At 39.8% G+C, this 18,930-nt stretch carries 16 protein-coding genes; 8 read left to right on the forward strand and 8 right to left on the reverse strand.

Features of this window, described 5'->3' with window-relative positions:
* The first annotated feature begins 67 nt into the window (after positions 1 to 67).
* Positions 68 to 673: a DUF6850 family outer membrane beta-barrel protein gene (locus DVR12_RS09100; RefSeq protein ID WP_116975353.1), complete on the forward strand. Its 606-nt coding sequence runs from the start codon at positions 68 to 70 to the stop codon at positions 671 to 673.
* Between the two features lie 306 nt (positions 674 to 979).
* Here DVR12_RS09100 and rho read toward each other — a convergent pair whose 3' ends face one another.
* Entirely contained in the window at positions 980 to 2,689 is a 1,710-nt protein-coding gene (gene rho, locus DVR12_RS09105) for a transcription termination factor Rho (RefSeq protein WP_116975417.1), read from the reverse strand.
* Positions 2,690 to 3,106: 417 nt separating this feature from the next.
* Between rho and asnS the strand changes: the two genes are divergently transcribed.
* The 4 genes from asnS (at position 3,107) to chrA (ending at position 7,756) form a co-directional block, all read left to right on the forward strand.
* Complete coding sequence (gene asnS, locus DVR12_RS09110) at positions 3,107 to 4,546, forward strand: asparagine--tRNA ligase (RefSeq protein WP_199417078.1); 1,440 nt, start codon at positions 3,107 to 3,109, stop codon at positions 4,544 to 4,546.
* Positions 4,547 to 4,671: 125 nt separating this feature from the next.
* Positions 4,672 to 5,184: an ExbD/TolR family protein gene (locus tag DVR12_RS09115; protein WP_116975355.1), complete on the forward strand. Its 513-nt coding sequence runs from the start codon at positions 4,672 to 4,674 to the stop codon at positions 5,182 to 5,184.
* 98 nt (positions 5,185 to 5,282) lie between these two features.
* A complete protein-coding gene (locus DVR12_RS09120; protein ID WP_116975356.1) occupies positions 5,283 to 6,239 on the forward strand; it encodes an isopenicillin N synthase family dioxygenase in 957 nt (318 codons plus the stop codon).
* 323 nt (positions 6,240 to 6,562) lie between these two features.
* A complete protein-coding gene (gene chrA, locus DVR12_RS09125) occupies positions 6,563 to 7,756 on the forward strand; it encodes a chromate efflux transporter (RefSeq protein ID WP_116975357.1) in 1,194 nt (397 codons plus the stop codon).
* Here the strand turns inward: chrA and DVR12_RS09130 are convergent.
* Genes DVR12_RS09130 through ku form a run of 4 tightly spaced genes read right to left on the reverse strand, consistent with a single transcriptional unit; the run spans position 7,751 to position 12,874 of the window.
* Positions 7,751 to 9,094 (reverse strand): sigma-54-dependent transcriptional regulator, encoded by a 1,344-nt coding sequence (locus DVR12_RS09130; RefSeq protein WP_116975358.1) that lies wholly within the window; start codon positions 9,092 to 9,094, stop codon positions 7,751 to 7,753. The genes chrA and DVR12_RS09130 overlap by 6 nt on opposite strands.
* A gap of 21 nt (positions 9,095 to 9,115) precedes the next feature.
* Positions 9,116 to 9,580 (reverse strand): T3SS effector cysteine hydrolase SpvD family protein, encoded by a 465-nt coding sequence (locus tag DVR12_RS09135; RefSeq protein WP_116975359.1) that lies wholly within the window; start codon positions 9,578 to 9,580, stop codon positions 9,116 to 9,118.
* Between the two features lie 10 nt (positions 9,581 to 9,590).
* Positions 9,591 to 12,092: a DNA ligase D gene (gene ligD, locus DVR12_RS09140; protein ID WP_116975360.1), complete on the reverse strand. Its 2,502-nt coding sequence runs from the start codon at positions 12,090 to 12,092 to the stop codon at positions 9,591 to 9,593.
* Positions 12,089 to 12,874, reverse strand: coding sequence for a non-homologous end joining protein Ku (ku, locus tag DVR12_RS09145; protein ID WP_116975361.1), 786 nt, complete (start codon positions 12,872 to 12,874; stop codon positions 12,089 to 12,091). The genes ligD and ku overlap by 4 nt, the downstream gene beginning before the upstream one ends.
* A gap of 108 nt (positions 12,875 to 12,982) precedes the next feature.
* On the opposite strand from ku, the gene DVR12_RS09150 reads away from it, so the two are divergent.
* Positions 12,983 to 13,342, forward strand: a complete 360-nt coding sequence (locus tag DVR12_RS09150; protein ID WP_116975362.1) for a hypothetical protein — start codon at positions 12,983 to 12,985, stop codon at positions 13,340 to 13,342.
* A gap of 90 nt (positions 13,343 to 13,432) precedes the next feature.
* Here the strand turns inward: DVR12_RS09150 and DVR12_RS09155 are convergent, their stop codons facing one another.
* Both DVR12_RS09155 and DVR12_RS09160 read right to left on the reverse strand, forming a co-directional pair.
* A complete protein-coding gene (locus tag DVR12_RS09155) occupies positions 13,433 to 13,954 on the reverse strand; it encodes a YciE/YciF ferroxidase family protein (protein ID WP_116975363.1) in 522 nt (173 codons plus the stop codon).
* A 43-nt stretch (positions 13,955 to 13,997) separates the two neighbouring features.
* The gene (locus DVR12_RS09160) at positions 13,998 to 14,216 is read right to left on the reverse strand and encodes a hypothetical protein (protein WP_116975364.1); all 219 of its coding nucleotides are present in this window, start codon (positions 14,214 to 14,216) and stop codon (positions 13,998 to 14,000) included.
* Between the two features lie 293 nt (positions 14,217 to 14,509).
* Here DVR12_RS09160 and DVR12_RS09165 point away from each other — a divergent pair, with 293 nt between their 5' ends.
* The gene (locus DVR12_RS09165) at positions 14,510 to 15,937 is read left to right on the forward strand and encodes a sensor histidine kinase (protein ID WP_116975365.1); all 1,428 of its coding nucleotides are present in this window, start codon (positions 14,510 to 14,512) and stop codon (positions 15,935 to 15,937) included.
* Between the two features lie 61 nt (positions 15,938 to 15,998).
* Complete coding sequence (locus DVR12_RS09170) at positions 15,999 to 17,438, forward strand: hybrid sensor histidine kinase/response regulator (RefSeq protein ID WP_116975366.1); 1,440 nt, start codon at positions 15,999 to 16,001, stop codon at positions 17,436 to 17,438.
* A gap of 44 nt (positions 17,439 to 17,482) precedes the next feature.
* Here the strand turns inward: DVR12_RS09170 and DVR12_RS09175 are convergent, their stop codons facing one another.
* Positions 17,483 to 18,916: a sigma-54-dependent transcriptional regulator gene (locus DVR12_RS09175; RefSeq protein WP_116975367.1), complete on the reverse strand. Its 1,434-nt coding sequence runs from the start codon at positions 18,914 to 18,916 to the stop codon at positions 17,483 to 17,485.
* Positions 18,917 to 18,930 lie beyond the last annotated feature (14 nt).

Here is an 18,930-nt window from a genome sequence, read left to right on the forward strand (position 1 = left end):
ATAGCATGTATGTAGAAGAATCAAGGACACAGGAATTGTTTAACGAATAAATTAAAATTAACGACAGATGAAAAAGTTGATTGTAATGGCCGCAGTAGCACTGTTCGGCACACAAGTAGCAAAGGCACAGTTTTCGAAAGGAGATGTTATTCTGGGTGGAAATCTGAATGTTTCAACTGATTCCAAAAAAGTGAAAGATGCTGACAGCAAAAACACCAGCACTACTTTCGGAATTAGCCCTAAAGTAGGAGTTGCACTGAATCCAAACTGGGTTATTGGTGTTTTCGCAAGAACTGAATTTAATTCTAACAAGAATGAAGCAGGTCTGAAAAGCAAGTCTTCTTACATTACTCCAGGTATTTTTGCACGTAATTACCATATGTTAGGTCAAAGTAAATTTGCATTCTTCGCTGAAGCAAATGCAGGTTACAACTTCGGTAATAAGAAAGTTGATGGTACTAAAACCACTACATACAATGGTGCTAGCGTTAGAGTATTACCTGGTATCACTTATTTCGTAAGCAAACACTTCATGTTAGAAGGTGCTTTCGGTGGTCTGAACTACACTTACCTGCAAGAGAAAGCAGAAGCAACTGGTGTTAAAACCAATAACAACCACTTCTCTTTCGATTTCCCGAAAGAATTCCAACTGGGTGTTAACTGGATATTCTAGTTCGTTTGATTCTCGCAAAGGCGCAAAGACTGGTATTAAGACGAAAAGGATTGTATCTGAAATTTGATGATTAACGCGAGTATTATAAGCGAAAATTTTAAGATCGAGACGAGAGTATTGAGATTGAATAGAAAGTTATAAGATCGAATCGAATGTATAAAAGAGCGAAGATAATTTCTTCGCTCTTTTTTTGTTTATAGATGTAAAAAAGAAGAGCGGGGAAATGATCCTCGCTCTTCTTGTAATAATAAATCTTATTGAATATATCTTAGGTTTCCCTGCAAGGTTTAGCAGTGAAACAACTTTTTAACCATTCATTGAGATCAGGAACTCTTCGTTGTTTTTAGTTCCGCGCATATGTTGCAGCATAAAATGCATTGCTTCATCTGTATTCATATCGCTTAAGTGGTTACGCAGGATATGGATACGTTTCAGAGAATCCTTATCCAACAACAGATCATCTCTACGGGTAGATGAAGAAGAAACATCGATAGCCGGGAAGATGCGTTTGTTAGCCAGTTTACGATCGAGCAGCAGCTCCATGTTACCGGTACCTTTAAATTCTTCGAAGATCACCTCGTCCATTTTTGAACCGGTATCGATCAGTGCAGTAGCCAGGATGGTTAAAGATCCACCATGTTCTATTTTACGGGCAGCACCAAAGAATTGTTTTGGTTTTTGCATTGCGTTAGCTTCCACACCACCGCTCAATACTTTACCGGATGCAGGAGCAACGGTATTGTGAGCTCTTGCCAGACGGGTGATGGAATCGAGAAGGATTACAACATCGTGGCCGCATTCTACCAGGCGTTTAGCTTTTTGTAAAGCGATGGCAGAAACTTTTACGTGTTTTTCAGCTGGTTCGTCGAAAGTTGAAGCGATCACTTCAGCTTTAACGCTACGTTCCATATCGGTTACCTCTTCCGGACGCTCATCGATCAGCACTACCATCAGATAAATTTCAGGATGGTTTAATGCGATAGCGTTGGCCACTTCTTTCAGCAACATGGTTTTACCTACTTTAGGTTGGGCAACGATAAGACCACGTTGTCCTTTACCGATAGGAGTAAACATATCCATGATACGAGTAGAATAGTTGTTTGCAGTAGTAGTCAAACGTAATTTCTCGAATGGAAAGAGCGGAGTCAGATAATCGAAAGGCACGCGGTCGCGAACTTCTTCCGGCGATTTATTATTTATAGTTTCAACCTTCAGTAAGGCGAAATATTTTTCACCTTCTTTCGGAGGTCTTACAGATCCTTTAACGGTATCACCGGTTTTCAAACCAAATAATTTGATTTGAGAAGGAGATACATAAATATCATCAGGAGAGCTCAGATAGTTATAATCAGAGGAGCGCAGGAAACCATAACCATCAGGCATCATTTCCAGAACGCCTTCACTTACGATAATTCCATCAAACTCTATATTGAAAGCAGGTTCTTTTTTATTGCTGGCAGGGAAGCGATTTTTTTGTGCAGCAGGAGCAACAGGAACGTCGTCTGGCATTACAAAATCATCATCACCTTCTTCTTCTACCGGAGGAATCACTACCACTTCTTCTTCTTCCTCTTCTTCTTCTTCTGCATCTTCAGTAAATGAAGGGATGATGATATCATCATCGTCATCGAATGTAAGAGAAGGAATGCTATCCAGATCTATTTCAAAATCCTTGATTTTAGGTTTTGCTGAAGATGCTGGAGCAGAGATGGTTTCGTCCTGATCTTTAGATTTGCCGGTTACTTTTTTCGCAGCTTTTTTTGCAGCAGGTTTCTCTTCGTGAGCTTCTTCGGCTCCGTGATTTGCTTCGTCTTTCTTAACAGGTTTGCGTTTGCGTGATTTCTTTTCGTCTCCGTTGGCTTGATTATCTTCTGAGGCTAATACCGCTTGTTTATCAAGAATTTTGTAGATAAGGTCCTGTTTATTGAGTTTTTTTGCGTTGGGAACGTCAAGTTTCTCTGCAATATCAAGCAGCTCAGGAACGAGCATGTCGTTCAGTTGTAAGATGTCGTACATCATCTGTATTGTCAAATTTTAGAAGTGTTGTGAGGCGGGTACCACTGCATACCAACATACACCAATTACAAATAATTGTTTTGAGTAAATAAATTTAATTTGATTATTAAATTTGATAGGGAATGATTGAGTTTAGGAACTGCTGATGAAGATTGGAAAATGAACTTAATCAGGCAGAATATACCGCAAGATTAAAACAACTTTTACTATTATCCAAAAAATTTTACTTGCCAACCCTCTTTCAGCCCCGCTTTCCGGTTTAAATTCCGGTGAAAAGGCCACTACATGAGGTTTTGACAGATTTATCCAGCTATTTTTAACATTTTATTCGCATTAATAAATTGCAAAAGCGTTATTAAAAGGCTAAATACTATCCAATTTTCGACTTATTTTTGCAGTCCTAAAAATTTATATATTATGAGCCAAAGAGTGAAAGTCAAGCAAATCCTGGCAGATGACAGGACGCATTACGAAGTAACGGTTAAAGGTTGGGTGCGGTCGTTCCGTAACAATCAGTTTATAGCGGTGAATGATGGCTCTACTAATAATAATCTGCAAGTTGTAATAGATACTGAAAATACAGATCCTGCACTGCTGAAACGCATCACTACTGGTGCTGCCATTAGTGCTGTCGGAGAAGTAATTCCATCTCTTGGTAAAGGCCAGAAAGTGGAGCTTAAAGCTACAACCCTGGAAATCCTGGGCGATTGCGATCCTGAAAAGTATCCTTTACAATTAAAGAATAAACCAAGTCTCGAATACCTGAGAGAAATAGCGCACCTGCGCTTCCGTACCAATACCTTTGGTGCCATCTTCCGTGTTCGGCATGCTCTCGCTTTTGCAGTACATAAGTTCTTTAATGAACAAGGGTTTGTATACCTGCACACCCCAATTATCACTGCTTCTGATGCTGAAGGCGCCGGCGAAATGTTCAGAGTTACTACTATGGATCTGAACAATCTGCCACGTACCGAAAACGGTGAAATCAACTTTAAAGAAGATTTCTTCGGCAAGTCGACCAACCTAACTGTATCAGGTCAATTGGAAGGCGAATTAGGTGCAATGGCATTTGGTGAAATCTATACTTTCGGACCAACTTTCCGTGCCGAAAACTCAAATACAGCACGTCACCTGGCCGAATTCTGGATGATAGAACCAGAAATGGCTTTCTATGAGCTGAAAGACAATATGGACCTGGCAGAGGCTTTCATTAAATCTGTGATTGGGTATGTTTTGGAAAACAACCGCGAAGACCTTGAGTTTCTCGCAACCCGTCTGTTGGAAGAGGAAAAACAAAAGCCACAACAGGAACGTAGTGAAATGGGCTTGATAGAAAAACTCGAATTCGTTCTGAACAACGAGTTTGTTCGCATGACTTACACTGAGGCTATCGATATTCTGAAAGACAGCAAACCAAATAAAAACAAGAAGTTCCAATACCTGATCGAAGGATGGGGTGCAGATCTGCAAAGTGAGCATGAACGCTACCTGGTAGAAAAGCACTTTAAAAAACCAGTTATCCTGACCGATTACCCTAAAGAAATCAAATCATTCTACATGAAGTTGAATGAAGATGGAAAAACGGTAAGAGCTATGGACATTCTGTTCCCTGGTATTGGTGAAATGGTAGGCGGCTCCCAAAGAGAAGAAGACTATGATAAACTGGTAGCAAGAATGAAAGAAATGCATGTACCTGTAGATGAGCTTAGCTGGTATCTGGATACCCGCCGCTTTGGTACTGCTCCTCATGCTGGCTTCGGTGTTGGTTTTGAGCGTCTGATGCTGTTTGTAACCGGCATGACAAACATCCGTGATGTGATTGCCTTCCCTCGTACTCCAAAGAGTGCCGAGTTTTAAAATCAATCTATTACCTTCAAATAAAAGCGGAGAAAATTTCTCCGCTTTTTTTATTTCCGCTTATGGAATTCTTTTAGCCTGGCATCTGATTATAAACAACTTTCGTTTAACCTAAACTGTTAGCCATGGCAGAAATGAACAACCAACAAGAACATAGACAAGGTCGGCGGAGTATCAAAAAATCGACCCGCGTAGATATGACCCCTATGGTGGATTTAGGCTTTCTTTTAATCACATTTTTCATGCTGGCTACTACCATGTCGAAACCCCGATCCATGAGCCTTATCATGCCAAGGGAAGATGGAGATTCCATGTCTCTTCCTGCCAAGCAGGCTCTAACAGTCATATTGGGGCAACACAACAATATAGCCTGGTATGAAGGAATGGAAAATGCACCGGCCGATGTACATTATACCACCTTTGCCAATAACAACGGCATACGCGATGTGATTGTCAGGCAGAAAGAAGCTGTGATGAAATTTTACGGAAAAAATGATCTGATGATCCTTATTAAGGCCAACCCTGAAGCGAATTACAAAAATGTGGTCGACATCCTGGATGAAATGGCTATCAATAAGATCGATAGATATGCACTGGTAGATCTTACCAGGGAAGAGGCCACCTATTTTGAGAAATAATGTTTTTGGAGGCTTAAAAGTCAATAAACTAGTAGAATTGTAGGCTGTTCCGTCTATAAATCACTACCTTTAGGCCTCCAAAACAATTTTATCAAGATATGGCAACTACTCACTCGATCCCGTCAGTGGATTTGGCGGATTTCTTATCAGGAGATCCTGCACGTAAAGCGGCCTTTGTGCAACAGCTAGGTAAGGCTTATGAAGAAGTTGGTTTTGTAGCAGTAAAGAATCATGGGATTCCTGATGAGCTGATTGCAAACCTATACAACAACGTTCAAGAATTCTTCAAATTACCGTATGATATAAAACACCAATATGAAATTCCTGAATTAGCAGGTCAAAGAGGCTATACCTCCTTTGGTAAAGAACATGCTAAGGGCTATGATGCCCCGGATTTGAAAGAATTCTTTCAGGTTGGCCAAACGGTGGAAGATGATGATCCAACCGCTGAATCCTATCCGGCAAACGTATTTGTGGGTGAAGTAGCTGCATTTACACCTACTTTCCTGAAAGCTTACAGGGGTTTCGAAAATTCAGGTAAGGCACTATTACAGGCGATTGCGCTATATCTGGGACTGGATGAGCATTATTTTGATAATAAAATCCACAATGGTAACTCTATCTTAAGAGCCATCCACTATCCTCCGATTTCTACAGAACCTAAATCTTCCATCCGTGCTGAGCAACATGAAGATATTAATCTGATAACCTTACTGGTAGGTGCTTCTGCAGATGGATTACAAATATTGGATAAGCAGAATAACTGGGTTCCGGTGACTTCTCTGCCGGAACAAATAGTTGTAAACGTTGGAGATATGTTGCAACGTTTAACAAACAACCGCTTAAAATCTACCACACACAGAGTAGTAAATCCTCCGCGTGAAATGTGGAGTACTTCACGCTATTCAATTCCTTTCTTCCTTCACCCTAAATCAGGAATGAAGTTAGATGCTTTGGAAAGCTGCATCACCGCAGAAAACCCATTGGCCTATGAGCCAATAACAGCCGGAGAATATCTGGATGAACGTTTGCGGGAAATTGGACTAAAGAAATAATCCACCGATTAAAAGTCCCGGAGTTTCTAACATTCCGGGACTTACTATATCCTGCATTAAGGCAAGTCTAACTTTAATGGTTTCTCAATAGATGGTTATTTTTCTTAACAGGCACTTTCGCGCATGATTGGGAAATTAACCAACAGTAACTAGACTGATCACAACGGACAAAAGGCCACTTTTTCGTAATATGGTTACAATTATTACAAGTATTATGCCTTTATTGTTCTCATTTATTAGCAATATTAGCAACGTGGTTGTATTTTGCCGGTAAATTCGTCACCCTTTTAGTAACGTCCTATTCATTATCACTAAATTATACAGTGCTTTTACGTCACATTCCATTTTTGAAAGCAGTGCTATTACATAGCATCACCGCCTATGGAGGCCCACAGGGCCATCTGGCTATGATGATGAAAACATTTGTACAGCAACGAAAAGATGTGACCGAACAGGAACTAATGGAATATAATGCATTCTGCCAGTTGTTGCCAGGTGCATCATCTTCCCAAACGCTAACCCTTATAGGCTATAAAAGAGGTGGTGCATTATTGGCCATAATCACCCTGCTGATCTGGATCACCCCGGCCTGCCTGATAATGGGGTCTTTAAGTTTCCTACTGCAGTATTTCGACAAAAACACACTCCATACAGATATCTTCAAGTACGTACAGCCAATGGCTGTAGGGTTTCTGGCATATGGCAGTATCAAAGCATTCAGAATCAGTGTAACTAATCTGGCCACCATTGCCATCATGATAGTTTCACTGCTTGCCGCATACTATTTGAAATCGCCCTGGACCTTTCCCTGCCTGATTATTCTGGGGGGTATTGTATCCAATTTCAGTAATAAAAGGATTCCTGATATTGCTGAAAAACCACGAAAGATTCAGTGGGGCAATATCTGGTTATTTGCGCTCATCTTCGTACTGGCGGGTTTTTTATCCGAAATAGCCAGAACTCATGAGTGGATTACCAGGCGGCCATTCAACCTGTTTGAAAACTTCTATCGTTTCGGAAGCCTTGTTTTCGGAGGAGGAGATATACTTATAGCAATGATGCTTGAGCAGTATGTAACCCGCTCCAAATCTCAGTTTATGAGTGCTGAAGAATTGCTTACCGGTGCAGGTATCATGCGGGCAATTCCCGGTCCCACTTTTTCTATCTCAGCTTATGTAGGTGGAATGGTCATGAAAAACCTGGGAATGGGGTATCAGTTTCTCGGCTGTATTATAGCACCCATCGCGATATTTTTACCCAGTTTGCTGCTAGTGTTGTTTTTTTTCCCTATCTGGAATAACCTTAAAAAGTACGTTGTTATTTATCGCGCACTGGAAGGAATCAATGCAGTTGTTGTAGGTATTATGTGGGCTGCCACCTTCATTCTCTTCTTCGCTATTCCTCTCAATTGGTATAACTTATTGCTGATGATCAGTACGCTTGGTATTCTTTGCTTTACCAAGATACCATCTCCGGTTATAGTACTTACCTGTTTGTTATTAGGTTGGTTATTATGATGATTGAAGCTGATATTCCTTCAGTTTATTATAAAGCGTAGTTAATCCAATTCCCAATACTTCAGCGGCTTTGGTTTTATTTCCCTTTACAAGTGTCAGCACTTTTACGATATGTTGCTTCTCTATATCTGCGAGGCTTAAAGAAGAAGATGCCTGCTCGCTTCCCTGTTGAAAATCCAGTGGCAAAGCACCAATATCCAGTACATCCGCATCCGTTAGAATGGCCGCACGTTCAATCACATTTCTCAATTCCCTGATATTCCCCTTCCAGTTATGTTGTTGTAATGCCTGTATAAATGCAGGAGTCATATCATTTATACGTTTATTGATTTTAGGAGTGATTTGCTTTAAGAACCAGGTTGCAAGTAATGGGATATCTTTCCGGCGCTCGTTTAAGGATGGTATATTGATTTGAAATGCAGCCAGTCGGTAAAACAGGTCGGCCCTGAAATGCCCATTTGCGATTTCCGTTTCCAGGTTACGATTTGTAGCTGCAATAATTCTTACATTGGTTTTTGTTGGCCTTGCTTCCCCAACTTTATAAAATTCCTGGGTTTCAAGCACCCGAAGTAACTTGGCTTGAAGCTCAAGCGCCATCTCCCCTATCTCATCAAGAAAAATTGTTCCTCCCTTAGCCTCTTCAAAAAAACCTTTCTTCTCTTTTACTGCGCCTGTAAATGCCCCGGGAACATGGCCAAATAACTCACTCTCCAATATCTCCTTTCCGAAGGCGCTACAGTTTACTGCCACAAAAGGAAATTGCTTTCTCTGACTGCCTTGATGAATTGATTGGGCAAATACCTCTTTTCCGGCTCCGGTTTCCCCTAAAAGCAGTACACTCAGGTCTGAGGGCGCCACCTTTTCTGCCAGCGAAATAGCGGCCTTAATTTCCGGAGTTTCCCCAAGGATAGTTTTAAAGCTGTATTTTCCACTAATCTGCTGTTCCAGCTCCTTAATTCGGAAGCGCAGACCAGCCTGCTCCATAGCCTTGCTCACCAATGGAAGAATGCGATTATTATCATCTCCCTTGGTTATATAATCGAAGGCTCCGTTTTTGATTGCCTGAACTCCGTCTGTAATATTACCATATGCAGTAAGTACGATTATCTCGGTAGCCGGATATTTACTCCTGATTTGCTCTACCAATGCCACACCATTGCCATCCGGAAGTTTTACATCCGAAAGCACCACGTGTATATCTTCTTTTTCAAGGATTTTTAATGCAGACCTGATATTACCAGCCTCAAAAATGCTGTAGCCTTCCAACGCCAATAAACGACCCAGCAGCTTTCTAAGCTGTTCTTCGTCATCAATAATGAGTAATTGACCTTTTGACATAACCCTGCAAATATACAAGGTCTACCTCTCATTAACCTCATCGGAATTTTGATAGGTATTAAAGACAAAAGCTCCAATTAATGAAGCACACAAGCCCACAATTATATTTATAAAGAATGCATCACCAAAGAAAAAAAGCCAGAAAGTGCTTATTCCGTCATTGTCATACTGCAATGCAGTATTCTTCTTTTCCCCAAACATCATGTAGAAGATTAGTAAAAATGCAGCATAGATGATAGTGGCTAAAATAGTGGTGCGTACACCCACTGTAAAAGAAGCCTTGGAAGATTCTTTATTTTGATGATGCCGATTGTAGAGCAGTATTGAAAATAATACTCCAATAAACATAATGCAATTGCCTACATAACCTAACCATAGATTGCCAACGGCTCTGGTGGTTTCAAAAATTATTGCACAGCCAATACTAATAACTCCTATTATACCACCAATTATCCGAATTGATCTTGTCGCTGAAACCTTTTCCATAATTCATATATTAGTTCGTTACCGCCTGCTTATCGATACTCCGAATGACGTTACGTAAGTCATTTTTCTGGTTTTTAATATCCTGCCACAAATCACCTTTTTCGTTTAATCGTTGTAGTGAATTATTAATAGTGAAATCGCTCATTTTTAAGCGCTCGTTTACCTCCTTCCATAAAAGAGGCATTGATACAGTGGCTCCGGGCTTAGGTCTTACAGAATAAGCGGAAGCAATTGTTTGTCCACGACTGTTTTGAAGAAAATCTATGTATACTTTTTTCTGCCGGGAAGCCTTAGCTCTGATTACGCTGGTTGTTTTGGGGAGCAATCCGTTAACCTGCTTTGCAACCCATTCTGCAAACAATCGGGTAGTCTGATATTCATATTTTCCTCCTGTTGGAATATAAATATGTAACCCCGTAGAGCCAGATGTTTTACAAAAAGATGTAACATCATATCCATCCAAAAACTCCTTCACCTGCAATGCTGTTTCAACTACATATTTAAAATCTATCTTTTCGGGGTCCAGGTCTAACACTACAAAGTCGGGATTATCCAGGCGGGTTAACCTCGATAGCCAGGGGTTTACTTCAATACAACCCAAATTAATCATATAGGCAAGACTGGCTTCATTATTACAAACCATATAATCAACCTCTTTGCCGGTAGATTCAGCAACCATTGTATAACTCTTAATCCAATCTGGAGCATGTTCCAAATCGAGGTCTTTCTGATAAAAAGAAGGTCCGTTAATTCCATTGGGGAAACGATGCAATGAAAGCGGCCGGTCTTTTAAATGAGGGAGTAAAAATTTGGCAACTGACAGATAATAATCGATCAATTGTCCTTTGGTAATTTTTTCATCAGGCCAATAAAGTTTGGTTTGATTACTCAATACTACTTTCTTTCCATTGAGCGTAAGGGTACGATCATTTTCTGTAGTTGCCATATCGGGTTGTTTAGGTTTTTCCGGATGTACATCTTTTGCTGGTTTATCTTCTCTAAGCCCTAAATAAATAGGTTGTCGAAGATGCCCGTCACTGGTCCATTCCTGGAACTTCACTTCACACACTAATACTGGTTTAACCCAGGTGACAGGTGTATTTGTATTGATTTTCTCATCAAACGGAGAGGTTTTGATAATCAATGATTGCAGGCGTTTATATAGCTCATCGATGGTTTCACCATTAAGTCCGCCTCCGCAATGGCCAATATATTCGAGGTGTTTATTGTTATACATTCCCAGAACCAGCGAACCAATTTTATTTCGGCTGCCTCTGGGAGCAGTATAGCCACATATTAGCGCTTCCTGTTCATTTACAATCTTGATTTTCAGCCATGATTTACCACGTTTTCCTTCTTCATAAATTCCATCAGTTCTTTTGGCAATAATGCCTTCCCATTGTTCTCCTTTAGCCTTCTCATAAAACTTAATTCCATTTTTCAGGATATGATTGGAGTATTGAAGATGCTTGTCTTTTATGCCTGCCAATAAATCTTTTAACAGCGACTTCCGTTCGAGGAGTGTAAGATGTTGTAATTCGTTTCCATCCAGATGTAGCAGATCAAAAATTACATAAACCAGCAGGCCTTTTCCTGTGGTTTTATATTGCTGGAGTTGTTGAAAGTCGGAGCGTTTATCCTTCCCTAATATAATTATTTCTCCATCCAACACTGCATCGTGTTCTAATTTTGCAAGAGCGGAAACGACATCAGGATAGGCGTCTGTAAAGGATTTCTGATTTCGTGAATAAAGGTCGACCTGTTGTTCTTTGATAGCAGCAATTGCTCTGTATCCATCCCATTTGGTTTCAAAAAGCCAGCTATCTCCATCAAATGGCTCAGCCACGAGGGTTGCCAACATAGGTTTATAGACCTTTTTCATCTTTTGTTTGGAGGGTATTGGCTCACTTAGATGAACTACTCGTTTTTTTTTTGCTGCACTAGTGGCAGCTTTCTCCTTTAAACCCTGGGCTTTAACTCTTTCAGGAGTATAATCTTCGCTATCGTATTGATCCTGGGCGTATTTATCTTTATGCTTGATAAGCAGCCACGAATTATCGCCTCTTCCTTTCATTCTTACCAATGCAAATTCGCCTTTCAACTTTTTCCCCTTCATCACAATCTTCAGATCACCATCCTTAATTTCTTTTAAAGCTTCTTTATCGAAGCTGCTACCATCAGGACGCAGTAGTTCGTAGGTTCCTTTATCCCATATATACACAGTACCTGCACCGTAGTTACCGGCAGGTATTGTTCCTTCAAAGTCTTTGTAATCGTAAGGGTGATCCTCTACTTCCATTGCCAGGCGCTTATCTGCCGGATTTAGGGAAGGGCCTTTAGGTACTGCCCAGCTTTTCAGAACACCATCTACTTCCAGCCTGAAGTCGTAATGTAAATGAGAAGCATGGTGACGCTGTACCACAAAAATATGTTGAGCCCCCTTAGACTTTCCGGCCTGGGGTTCGGTTGTAGATTTAAAATCTCTTTTCTGTTTATATTTTGCCAGACTCATGAAGCACGTTTTTTAGTAGTAGAAGGTTTACCAAGGCTTGCTTTTAGCTGATCAAAAAGGTTATCACTTTTTGTATGAACGACTTCTAGTTTTTTAACCGCAGGTTTTTTACCACTAGCTTTCGCCTTGATTATTTTCAGAAGTTCTGCTTTGTAATCGTCTTTATATGCACTTATATCGAACTTTGTAGTGTATTGTTTTACGAGTTCTGTAGCCATATCTAGTTCTTTCTTATCCAGCTTAATACCTTTAGGCAGGTTGAGGTCTTCAGATGATCTAACTTCTTCTGCAAATCTGAGTTGCTGAAGAAGCAGGTATTTATCGCGGGGGCGAACAACAGCTAAGTGTTCCTGTGATCTTAGCACAAATCTGCCCAGCCCTGCTTTACCGGTTTTACTGAGGGTTTGATATAGTAATTCGTAAGCCTTTTCTCCTCCTTTTGCCGGTTCGATAAAATAAGAGGTTTCGAAGAAAATATCGTCGATCTCATTTTCAACAACAAACGACTCAATTTCAATGATTTTAGTACGCTTAGGGCTGGCGGCTTCAAAGTCGCTATCCTCCAGCATAACATACTCATCATTGTACAAATAGCCTTTTTTGATCTGTTCCCAGGGCACTTCTTTACCGGTATTTTCATTTACTCTGAGATACTTGATATGTGCTCCATTTTTACTGTCGAGCATATCAAGATTTAACCGGCTATCCTGTGTAGCACTGAATAGCTTCACCGGTATATTTACAAGGCCAAAGCCTATTGATCCAGACCAAATAGCTCTCATATCATTGAGGTTTGATGTGAAAGAAAAACTAAACACAAATAGTACCAGTTGAAGAATATCGCGGCATAACTTTTGGATTTTCGGGTGTGTAACCAAAACCCTTTTTTTATGGATAAACCAGGAGAAATGACAACTTTAACAAGAGTACTTGAAAAGCTGCATGAAAGAGGCTTTGATCATGAGTTAAAGATGAGTGATCATGGCAGATTTCAGAACTCAGATAATCAGAAAATTTATAATCCTGAAGACCTTACAATTATTAAAACATACAGGTTTGAAGGAGAATCAGATCCTGATGACTCTTCTGTTTTATATGTAATGGAAGATAAGGATGGCGATAAAAGTTATGTGCTGGATGCATACGGTACCTATGCTGCAGATGCACATGAAGGATCAGGGTTTGATGATTTTATTAAAAAGATTAGGGTTGAAGAGCGAGAAGAGCAGCTGGTGTATGGAAATTGTTAATATTCTGTTTATTACAAGAAATTAAATAACCCGCCTGATTAGCGGGTTATTTTTTATATAGAGTGAAGAAAGTATTCTACAGTTTGCCAGCTATTCGGCTGCAGCCGCTTCGTTGACGGTAGATTCAGCTACTTCAGTTAACATAACATCGGCATTTTTCTCTTCTTCCAATGTACTTTCCAGAATATTGGCTATTACATCATGACCCATGACTTTCGCAAGGGTTTTAAGGCTTCCATAGGCGGCAATCTCATAATGTTCTACCTTTTGAGCAGAAATGATAATACCTGCATCTCTCACCGCACTATCCATGTCTGTTTCGTCAATAACTTCCTGACCTTCGGTTAGTAATCCGGCCATTGCTTCACATTTTTTTGCCTGGGCTTTTTTTCCGAGCAATTCAAAGATATGTTCGAGTCTTGCTACGTGTTCCTTTGTTTCTTCGAGATGGGAAGCTATGCATTGTTGCAGTTCTTCAGAACTTGCGGCTTTGTACATTTTGGGCAAAGCTTTTACCAGGCTCTTTTCGGCCCAGTAAATATCTTTTAATTCATCTACAAAAAGTTCATGGAACTTAGACTCATGATTATGCTGTTTTTTTGTCGTAGGCATTGTTAATGGTTTTTAGATTAAGAATAAGAAATGGAGATACATTTTAATTTTTGTCTGGATATTTACGTTTGAATGCAGTTTCATCTGATTGCGGATCCGCGGGTTTTCTTGGTGTTTCTACATCAGGAACTTCTTCAGGAACCTGCGGTAATTCGGGTTTATCAGGAGGAGGTTGCACAGGTGTTGGATTTTCACGTCCAGGCTGCTGCTTATCCGGAGAATTAGGGTCTGGAATGTTCTGTTCTTTATCCTGGGTACTCATAACAATTAATTTTATGGTTAAAACTCATCTCTGTAAAAAGGTCCAAAGTCTATTCCATCTATCATCAATATAAAATCAAAGCCGCCATAAGCATCAATATAAGATAAGCCAGTACTAAGGGCTGTGATTATGATACGCCAGAGCTACACGAGAAAAGATCAAATCAGGGTAACGCAATAATAGCGTGTAGAATAATGAGGCACTCTGTGGAATATGTTGCGCACAGTGAATTTTAATCGCTAAAATCGCTATAAAATAGTAACTTCAATAACTTACTTATCCTATCTATTCAAATGCATTTCCCAGTACAGAAAAAAATACAAGTAGGTTTTTTTATTGCATTTACTGTAATTGTAACAGCGTCCATTTTCTCTTATCTGGTAGCTAAGAATTTGTTGGACAATGCTGGTAGATTAAATCATGCTATTGAAGTATCCAAACGACTTGAAGTAATCACTCGTCAGTTAAAAGAAGCAGAGTCTGCCGTTCGTGGATATAATCTGACTAAAGACAGCTCATTCTTAAATCCCAGTATCAAGGAACGAATTGGCAGAATTAGCAATGAGTACATACTCCTTCGAAAAATTACCGCAGAAAGTGAAAAACAACAACGGCATTTAGACACACTACAGGAGCTGCTTGAAATTAAATATATGCAGTTCGAAGCTGGTGGCCAGATTCTCAGCCAGCAAAACAAGGAATCATCAGTGAAGGAAGGGGAAAAATATATGGATATGATTGATGATAAGGTCAGGGATATGATCAGAATAGAAGAAACTTTAGTTCAACAAAAATCAGAATTATTCCACTTCTATGCTGTATTATGGGTACCTGTGATCTTCATTTCTTCATTGGTAGCCATCCTAATCGGAATATATTCCTACATTACACTAACCCGGGAATTTAAGTTACAACTTCATATAGAGAGCAGAATGAAATCTTATCAAAGGGAGTTGCAACAAAATATTCAATTATTAAACAAAACGAATCAGGAGCTGGAGCAATTCGCTTATGTAGCCTCGCATGATCTGCAGGAGCCGCTCCGTAAAATATCCACCTTTAGCGACAGGCTACAGTCCAAGTTTAAGTCGAGCTTGCCTGAGGACGCGAATCAATTGATCGAACGGATGGTTTCGGCTGTTTCCAGGATGCGTATTCTTATCAACGATCTGTTAATATTCTCCAGGGCCGGAAGAATTACACCTGAGAGCATCAAGCCGGTAGATATGACCAAGGTTTTGGAAGATGTGCTGATCGATTTAGAATTACCGCTTGAAGAAAAAAATGCACTCGTGAATTATGATCAGCTGCCTATTATTGAAGGTAGTGATACCTCCTTTCATCAGCTCTTTCAGAATTTACTGGCCAATTCTATAAAATTTGCCAGTCCTGAAAGAAGGTTGGAAATAAACATACATCACAGGATTATGGCGGGCCGCGATCTGGAAGTAGTTAAAGAAACCAGGTGGAGCGAAAAATTTTGCCGAATCAGTATTGATGATAATGGAATTGGGTTCGAGCAGGCGTATGCCGACAGGATATTCCTGATCTTCCAACGATTGCATGGCATTAGCGAATTTTCAGGCACAGGCATTGGGTTAGCCATTTGTAAAAAAATTGTTGATAGTCATAATGGCTTTATACATGCTTACAGTGCTCCGGATAAAGGAGCCACATTTGTAATTATACTGCCATTAAAGCAACAACAGGAAGGCTCATAAAAAGATTAGCATTTTTATTGCTGTGAATTCTTATTGCCAATATCAAAATGATTAACTACTAATGAGCGAACATCCGATACACATTCTAATGATTGATGATGATGAAGATGATTTCTTTTTGGTAACGGAGTTACTTCAGGATATTTCTCCCGGTCAGTATACTTTAGAGTGGGCCTCCAACTACCAGAAAGGTATTACAGCAATTGAGAACAACAAACATGATATACTCCTGGTAGATTACCGCCTGGGGCCTTATACGGGTATAGATATCCTAAAATATATTCAGGAGAAACCATCACAGTTACCTGTTATTATGCTAACAGGGAAGGGAGATTATAAGATCGATAAAGAAGCCATGCTTGCAGGTGCATATGATTATCTGGTGAAAGGAGAAATATCTGCCGATCTGCTGGAAAGATCTATTCGCTATGCGCTTGATGAATATAGCCATCGGCGTACTATAGAAGAAAGTGAAAAAAGATATTACGGAATTTTCGAAAAAGCCCATGATCTGATTGTATTGGCAGATTGTGATCAGAATATTATAGATGCCAATCCAATAGCCCTGAAGGTTTTAGGATACAGTAGAGAGAGTTTAATGCAACTGAATCTACGTCAGCTTTTTGCATTGGAAGATCAGGGCGAACAGTTTATCCGTCAGATATGCGACAATGAAAGTGTAAGCTCCCGGGAATATGAATTTAAAACCGCTGATAATAAGAAGCTGATAGTACTTATAAATGCTGTTACTCTAGACGAAGCTGCTCAGATTTTCCTTTGTGTGATACAGGATATTACTGAAAAGAAGAGAGAAGAGCAGGAAAAACAACACCAGGAAAAATTTGTAATCACAGGTAGAATTGCCAGGGTTATTGCCCACGAGGTGAGAAACCCATTAACAAATATCCTGCTTGCTGTAAGTCAGTTTAAAGATGAAGAGGTTGTACAGGCAAATGAAGAATCCAGTATTTACACCGATATAATAGAGCGTAACTGTACCAGAATAAACCAGCTGATTACTGAGTTATTGCATAGCACAAGAATGATAGAGCTTCATACTATGCAGCACGGAATTAATGAGTTGGTGGAGAAAACCTTGTTGCTGGCTCAGGACAGAATTCAGCTCAATGAAATTAAACTGGTGAAAGAACTCATTATACCCGATATTATTGTTAGTGCTGATGAAGAAAAGATGATTATTGCTTTTCTCAATATTATCATCAATGCTATAGAGGCAATGGAGCCAGGGGAAGGTATTCTTAGTATTAGTACGGCTAAAAGTCAGGATAAGGCATTATTAAAAATTGGTGATAACGGAGTGGGAATACCGGAAGATAAATTAGCGAGGCTTTTTGATCCGTTCTATACCAGCAAAGCAAAGGGAACCGGGCTTGGATTAACGAGTACACAGAATATTCTCTTAAATCACAAAGGAGCTATTTATGTGGATAGTGTACCGGGAAAAGGAACAACGTTTACTATTGCACTACCTATAACATAAAAGAAGAATGACGGACCGCAACAAGTGCAATCCGTCATTCTTAATCAGTAATTAATATTGAGCAAACGAAGTTTATTATAAAGTGTTTTCCGATCAATATTCAGTACCTGTGCGGCTTTTGTTTTATTATACTTCACCTCTTTCAGTACATTAATGATCTTATTGTATTCTGCCTGCAGCGCTACTGTTTTTAAATCGTTATCGTTCGACAGAATAGCTAATTCTCCTGAAACCGGTACTTCATCTGGTATTTGCAGGAACGATTCTTTCATTTCCAGAGGCAGCGCCGACATGGTGATATCTTCCATTTCCGGAGTTAGCAGACATGCTCTTCTTATAACGTTTTTTAGTTCACGAATATTACCCGGCCAGGAATATTGTCTGAAACATTCCCAAACTTCGGGAGATATTTTGCCGCATGTTTTATCCAGTTCTTTTTCTACCTGGTTTACAAACGCAACTGTAAACAGAGGCAGATCTTCTCTTCTTTCTCTCAACGGAGGTATGTAGATAGTAAATTCATTGAACCTGTGAAACAGGTCTTCTCTGAACTTACCTCTTTGAACGGATTCAGAAAGCTTCTCATTTGAAGCAACAATAATCCTTACATCTACCGGTATTTCCTTAAGGCTACCTACACGGCGAATTACTTTCTCCTGTAAAACACGCAGAAGAGCTACCTGAATATCGTAGGAGAGGTTGGAAATCTCATCAAGGAAAAGAGTACCGCCCTGAGCTTGTTCGAAAGCTCCGATCTTAGTATTGATAGCACCGGTAAAAGACCCTTTTTCGTGACCAAACAATTCGCTGGCAGCGAGTTCTTTCGACAGGCTACCACAATCGAGGGCAACGAATGGTTGTTGATTTCTTTTACTGTGATGATGGATCAGGTGGGCAACTGATTCTTTACCTGTACCTGTTTCACCAAAAATGATTACACTATAATCTGTAGGAGCTACCAGGCGGATTTGGCGGAATAACTCTTTGGCGCCATCGCTATCGCCATACACATATTTATCATTTTTATCGCTCTGATTACGAGAAAGAAGTGTTTCTCGTACTTCGGGTTCTGAGCCTGATTCCACAGGTCTTACAGCCTGCCGTTCCTGTTCTGCTTCTTTATGAGCAAAGGCTTTATGAACGAGATTCAGAATTTCGTCGGGATACAGAGGTTTTGATAAATAATCGTAGGCTCCATTTTTAACCATTTCCACTGCGACTCTTACATCAGTATATCCAGTAATTATGATTACAATGGTAGAAGGATTAATTTGATGAATATCCTGCAGCAATTGTGCACCATCAGTATCTTTCAGTCTATAATCGCATAGAACGAGATCATAGTTTTTTTCCTTCATCATTTTTAATGCAGCATTACCCGTCATGGTAGTATCCACATCAAAGCCGTGCTTTCCTAAGAATTTACTTAGGAGAGTACAGATATTGATTTCATCGTCTATTATTAAAATATTTTTCATACTTCTTTAATATG

The sequence above is a fragment of the Chitinophaga silvatica genome (assembly GCF_003419895.1).
GTDB classification, from domain to species: domain Bacteria; phylum Bacteroidota; class Bacteroidia; order Chitinophagales; family Chitinophagaceae; genus Chitinophaga; species Chitinophaga silvatica.

Coding starts and splice junctions, on each gene's coding strand:
- DVR12_RS09100 (WP_116975353.1), top strand. CDS start 68: ATGAAAAAGTTGATTGTAATGGCCGCAGTAGCACTGTTCGGCACACAA.
- DVR12_RS09165 (WP_116975365.1), top strand. CDS start 14,510: ATGCATTTCCCAGTACAGAAAAAAATACAAGTAGGTTTTTTTATTGCA.
- ku (WP_116975361.1), bottom strand. CDS start 12,874: ATGAGAGCTATTTGGTCTGGATCAATAGGCTTTGGCCTTGTAAATATA.
- DVR12_RS09120 (WP_116975356.1), top strand. CDS start 5,283: ATGGCAACTACTCACTCGATCCCGTCAGTGGATTTGGCGGATTTCTTA.
- DVR12_RS09130 (WP_116975358.1), bottom strand. CDS start 9,094: ATGTCAAAAGGTCAATTACTCATTATTGATGACGAAGAACAGCTTAGA.
- ligD (WP_116975360.1), bottom strand. CDS start 12,092: ATGAGTCTGGCAAAATATAAACAGAAAAGAGATTTTAAATCTACAACC.
- DVR12_RS09150 (WP_116975362.1), top strand. CDS start 12,983: ATGGATAAACCAGGAGAAATGACAACTTTAACAAGAGTACTTGAAAAG.
- DVR12_RS09115 (WP_116975355.1), top strand. CDS start 4,672: ATGGCAGAAATGAACAACCAACAAGAACATAGACAAGGTCGGCGGAGT.
- asnS (WP_199417078.1), top strand. CDS start 3,107: ATGAGCCAAAGAGTGAAAGTCAAGCAAATCCTGGCAGATGACAGGACG.
- rho (WP_116975417.1), bottom strand. CDS start 2,689: ATGTACGACATCTTACAACTGAACGACATGCTCGTTCCTGAGCTGCTT.
- DVR12_RS09175 (WP_116975367.1), bottom strand. CDS start 18,916: ATGAAAAATATTTTAATAATAGACGATGAAATCAATATCTGTACTCTC.
- DVR12_RS09135 (WP_116975359.1), bottom strand. CDS start 9,580: ATGGAAAAGGTTTCAGCGACAAGATCAATTCGGATAATTGGTGGTATA.
- DVR12_RS09155 (WP_116975363.1), bottom strand. CDS start 13,954: ATGCCTACGACAAAAAAACAGCATAATCATGAGTCTAAGTTCCATGAA.
- DVR12_RS09170 (WP_116975366.1), top strand. CDS start 15,999: ATGAGCGAACATCCGATACACATTCTAATGATTGATGATGATGAAGAT.
- DVR12_RS09160 (WP_116975364.1), bottom strand. CDS start 14,216: ATGAGTACCCAGGATAAAGAACAGAACATTCCAGACCCTAATTCTCCG.